This is a genomic window from Shewanella algidipiscicola (genome assembly GCF_900380485.1).
GTDB classification, from domain to species: domain Bacteria; phylum Pseudomonadota; class Gammaproteobacteria; order Enterobacterales; family Shewanellaceae; genus Shewanella; species Shewanella algidipiscicola.
Window position 1 is genome coordinate 1 of record NZ_OXJV01000007.1, and the last position, 5,017, is coordinate 5,017.

Below are 5,017 nucleotides of genomic sequence, written 5' to 3' on the forward strand. Positions count from 1 at the left end.
GTGTACTTTAGTACATGAGCACTGTAGCGAGGAAACAATGCCGTCAGACGGACAATTAACCAGTAAGAATTTGTCTGGAAACCATAGCATTGTGGTACCACCTGATCCCATCCCGAACTCAGAAGTGAAACGCAATCGCGCCGATGGTAGTGTGGGGTCTCCCCATGTGAGAGTAGGTCATTTCCAGACGCCTAATTTGTTTTCAATATGAAAATAAAATAGTTTAGTGAATGATGCAGTTAAATGTAAGACATCAATTTGCGCAGAGTTTTGTGCTGATATGGCTCAGTCGGTAGAGCGCATCCTTGGTAAGGATGAGGTCCCCAGTTCGATTCTGGGTATCAGCACCATTATTTAGATATTTAGTTAAATACAAAGTATCAACAAAATTTGTCTGGAAACCATAGCATTGTGGTACCACCTGATCCCATCCCGAACTCAGAAGTGAAACGCAATCGCGCCGATGGTAGTGTGGGGTCTCCCCATGTGAGAGTAGGTCATTTCCAGACACCTAATACGAGAAAGCCCGTTGCTAATGCAACGGGCTTTTTTCGTTTTAGCCTAGAGATAACCACTCGAACATGGGGAATTAAAAAGTCCGAATGTGGTGAGGCTCAAAACCATGTAGAGGTCGATAAATGTTCCAGACAATATCGACACTTCCGCCATCCTTGGCGGTCGTAGGGGGCAGCGTCTGTGCTTATCAAGCGCAGCTTGATGCTGGAGCTGAACGCGGAGAGCTAGCTCGAAGCTGGACATGACGGACGCCTAATTTACTCGTAAAGCATAGTTGAGAAGCCACCCGAATAAGGTGGCTTTTTACGTTTAAAGAGTTTTAATATTTTAACCCTACACCTCGAATTTGTCTGTGATGATAACAGCTGGCTTCTCTGCTTATGTAAGCATGAACGCCCCACTATGTGCGTCGATAAGTGCTCCTCGGTAAAAGTTACATGGGTTAGCCTATTTCCTATATCCTTTCAGTGGTTCAATATCGACACCTCCGTGATGCATTGCGGTGGCCACATCGCTGAGCTTGGTGAAAATCCGCATCATGCGTTTATGATATTCTTGGCATCAATGTTATAAACGCGAGGAGGTTACTTGTAGCTGGGCATGTCAGGTACTTGCTTATTTTCGAAAGAGAATTTAACAAGCACTAGCAACTACCCAATGAAAAGGGGGGGCTAGAGCTTTATTGCTTTTTATGTTCACCTAAATTACGTCAGGCAATTACAGGTCACTCCTTGACTGCATTTGGAAATGGAAATAATAGTGCTCAACACGAGATATTTGCACAAATCTGTTATCAAAAATTGAGAACACCTTGTTCGATATGGATTTCTGGTTGAGATGCTGAACAAGACTATGGAATTGGAGGGCAGCTCTGGTGTGTAGGATGGTCGCTAGATCAATGATAAATGTCTAAAGGAGTTGGAAGTATCATTATATGCCTGTAAGTACTGACAAGTGAATCACGTCCAGTTGTGTAGTGCTTGTGAAATCCTTTGTCTTGTGGTTGTTTTAGCCGATAGGGGCATTATTTACTTTTGTTGTTTCAAGCAAACCTTGTTTGGAATCAATAATGAATGGGTTCGAGAAGTAGATACACTGAGATGTTAATAAACGTTTGAACTGTATTTTAAGCTTTGCCTGCGTTGCGATATGCAATAGTGTGAGTGTGGGCAGGCATTGCCAGGCTATTAGTAGTATATGCCGAAAACCTTGGTTGGCTGTGATTGCAGTGCATTCAGTTTTGATTGGTTTATATGTTCGCTTGTTATTTGTGGGTAAGTCTGTGCATAAACGGTGTGAGGTATGTGCTTAAGTGAGGTATAAAAACTAATTACTTTTTTAGTGAAAAAAGCCCTTGCACCCATCCGAGAACTGCCTATAATGCGCATCCACTGACACGGCACAGCAGGCCAACTACCAAGGTAGTACGGGACTTGCAGCTACGTCAGCCTCTCTTTTAATAAAGAGATGCGAGTTAAACTCTTCGGAGATTTGACTCAGGTNATAAGCGCTTTTTAAGGGCTTCGATTGATGACTTCTGCTTAAGAAATCATCGCTTGGAAAACTTCTTAAAATAAGCACTTGACGCCAACAACGGGAGGTGTAGAATACGCATCCCTAAGCCAACGACCTAGCGTCAACGGCCGCTAAATGAAAGATTGATTCTCTCATGTTAGCAGCGCTCTTTAACAAGATGAAACAAGAAATCTGTGTGGACACTCACAGGTGTTGAGTTAATCGAAATTGCCTAACTTTCGGGTTGGCAATCAAAGAATTAAATCAACCAATTCTTTCACTTTCTCTCACGAGAGGTGATGAGTGTTCATAGCAATATGTACAAAGAATTAATCGCAAGATTAGTTCGAACAGAATTCGTTGAGCCGTTTGACGTAAGTCAAACAACAAAACTTTAATTGAAGAGTTTGATCATGGCTCAGATTGAACGCTGGCGGCAGGCCTAACACATGCAAGTCGAGCGGTAACAGGAATTAGCTTGCTAATTTGCTGACGAGCGGCGGACGGGTGAGTAATGCCTAGGGAACTGCCCAGTCGAGGGGGATAACAGTTGGAAACGACTGCTAATACCGCATACGCCCTACGGGGGAAAAGAGGGGACCTTCGGGCCTTCTGCGATTGGATGTACCTAGGTGGGATTAGCTAGTTGGTGAGGTAATGGCTCACCAAGGCGACGATCCCTAGCTGTTCTGAGAGGATGATCAGCCACACTGGGACTGAGACACGGCCCAGACTCCTACGGGAGGCAGCAGTGGGGAATATTGCACAATGGGCGCAAGCCTGATGCAGCCATGCCGCGTGTGTGAAGAAGGCCTTCGGGTTGTAAAGCACTTTCAGCGAGGAGGAAAGCTTAAGCGTTAATAGCGTTTAGGTGTGACGTTACTCGCAGAAGAAGGACCGGCTAACTTCGTGCCAGCAGCCGCGGTAATACGAGGGGTCCAAGCGTTAATCGGAATTACTGGGCGTAAAGCGTACGCAGGCGGTTTGTTAAGCGAGATGTGAAAGCCCCGGGCTCAACCTGGGAATTGCATTTCGAACTGGCAAACTAGAGTCTTGTAGAGGGGGGTAGAATTTCAGGTGTAGCGGTGAAATGCGTAGAGATCTGAAGGAATACCGGTGGCGAAGGCGGCCCCCTGGACAAAGACTGACGCTCAGGTACGAAAGCGTGGGGAGCAAACAGGATTAGATACCCTGGTAGTCCACGCCGTAAACGATGTCTACTCGGAATTTGGTGTCTTGAACACTGGGTTCCCAAGCTAACGCATTAAGTAGACCGCCTGGGGAGTACGGCCGCAAGGTTAAAACTCAAATGAATTGACGGGGGCCCGCACAAGCGGTGGAGCATGTGGTTTAATTCGATGCAACGCGAAGAACCTTACCTACTCTTGACATCCAGAGAATTCGCTAGAGATAGCTTAGTGCCTTCGGGAGCTCTGAGACAGGTGCTGCATGGCTGTCGTCAGCTCGTGTTGTGAAATGTTGGGTTAAGTCCCGCAACGAGCGCAACCCTTATCCTTATTTGCCAGCACGTAATGGTGGGAACTTTAGGGAGACTGCCGGTGATAAACCGGAGGAAGGTGGGGACGACGTCAAGTCATCATGGCCCTTACGAGTAGGGCTACACACGTGCTACAATGGCAAGTACAGAGGGTTGCAAAGCCGCGAGGTGGAGCTAATCTCACAAAGCTTGTCGTAGTCCGGATTNGAGTCTGCAACTCGACTCCATGAAGTCGGAATCGCTAGTAATCGTGGATCAGAATGCCACGGTGAATACGTTCCCGGGCCTTGTACACACCGCCCGTCACACCATGGGAGTGGGCTGCACCAGAAGTAGATAGCTTAACCTTCGGGAGGGCGTTTACCACGGTGTGGTTCATGACTGGGGTGAAGTCGTAACAAGGTAGCCCTAGGGGAACCTGGGGCTGGATCACCTCCTTACCTATACGACTAACTTAATGTTTGTTGAGTGTTCACACAGATTACTTGATAGAAAGAAAGAGCAAAAATATACGTGTCTATTTAGACGGCGTTAATTTGTTTCAAGTCAAGGCGCTTTAGAAGAGAAAGAGGGAGTGTAGTTCGCTACATNACTGATTGAACGACGNAAGCAACGCTGAATTGAANNAANNAAACAAGTATAAATGGGTCTGTAGCTCAGCTGGTTAGAGCGCACCCCTGATAAGGGTGAGGTCGGTGGTTCAAGTCCACTCTGACCCACCAAAATCTTCGTGTTACTGCGTTATGTAGTTCGTCGTTTAGCAGGCTAAACGTCCTCTCTACATGCCTTGTATCACTTGATTTGGTAATGACTTAGTAATAAGTAACGTATGTTTTTGTTTGACTGCATGTAAATGGGGCTATAGCTCAGCTGGGAGAGCGCCTGCCTTGCACGCAGGAGGTCTGCGGTTCGATCCCGCATAGCTCCACCATTTACTTGCACATGGATAGAAATGCCAAAGATAAATGCAAAATTTATCTTTGGCTTTTTTAAGCCCGCTCTTTAAAAATTTGGAAAGCTGATAGTGTTAATGTGAAAGGGATAATGGCGTACTTGTACGTGATTATTTGTAGCATTGACGCGAAAATTAAAATTGAGTTCTCAAACACTTAAATCAAGTGCCGAATTATTGTAATGATGATTCATGAGTATTCTTTTGGCGAAAGTAAACACCATTAGTTGCGATACAACATTCAAGCTTACCCGCTTGAAAGAGTTGGTTTCCTTGTGAAACTCATTTGGGTTGTATGGTTAAGTGACTAAGCGTATACGGTGGATGCCTTGGCAGTCAGAGGCGATGAAGGACGTAGTAACTTGCGAAAAGCGTTGGCGAGCTAGTAACAAGCATTTGAGCTAACGATGTCCGAATGGGGAAACCCACATGCATAAGCATGTATCACAACATGAATACATAGTGTTGTGAGGCGAACCCGGGGAACTGAAACATCTAAGTACCCGGAGGAAAAGAAATCAACCGAGATTCCCCTA

General features: G+C 45.8%; 3 tRNA genes and 4 rRNA genes. All 7 read left to right on the forward strand.

The window, feature by feature from the left end:
* The first annotated feature begins 73 nt into the window (after positions 1–73).
* Positions 74–189 (forward strand): 5S ribosomal RNA (gene rrf, locus DN599_RS07340).
* Between the two features lie 85 nt (positions 190–274).
* Positions 275–350 (forward strand) — tRNA-Thr (locus DN599_RS07345).
* 43 nt (positions 351–393) lie between these two features.
* Positions 394–509, forward strand: a 5S ribosomal RNA gene (gene rrf, locus DN599_RS07350).
* Between the two features lie 1,917 nt (positions 510–2,426).
* Positions 2,427–3,969, forward strand: a 16S ribosomal RNA gene (locus DN599_RS07355).
* Positions 3,970–4,174: 205 nt separating this feature from the next.
* Positions 4,175–4,251, forward strand: a tRNA-Ile gene (locus DN599_RS07360).
* A 133-nt stretch (positions 4,252–4,384) separates the two neighbouring features.
* Positions 4,385–4,460: transfer RNA gene (locus DN599_RS07365), tRNA-Ala, on the forward strand.
* 318 nt (positions 4,461–4,778) lie between these two features.
* A 23S ribosomal RNA gene (locus DN599_RS07370) occupies positions 4,779–5,017 on the forward strand; the annotation flags it as partial.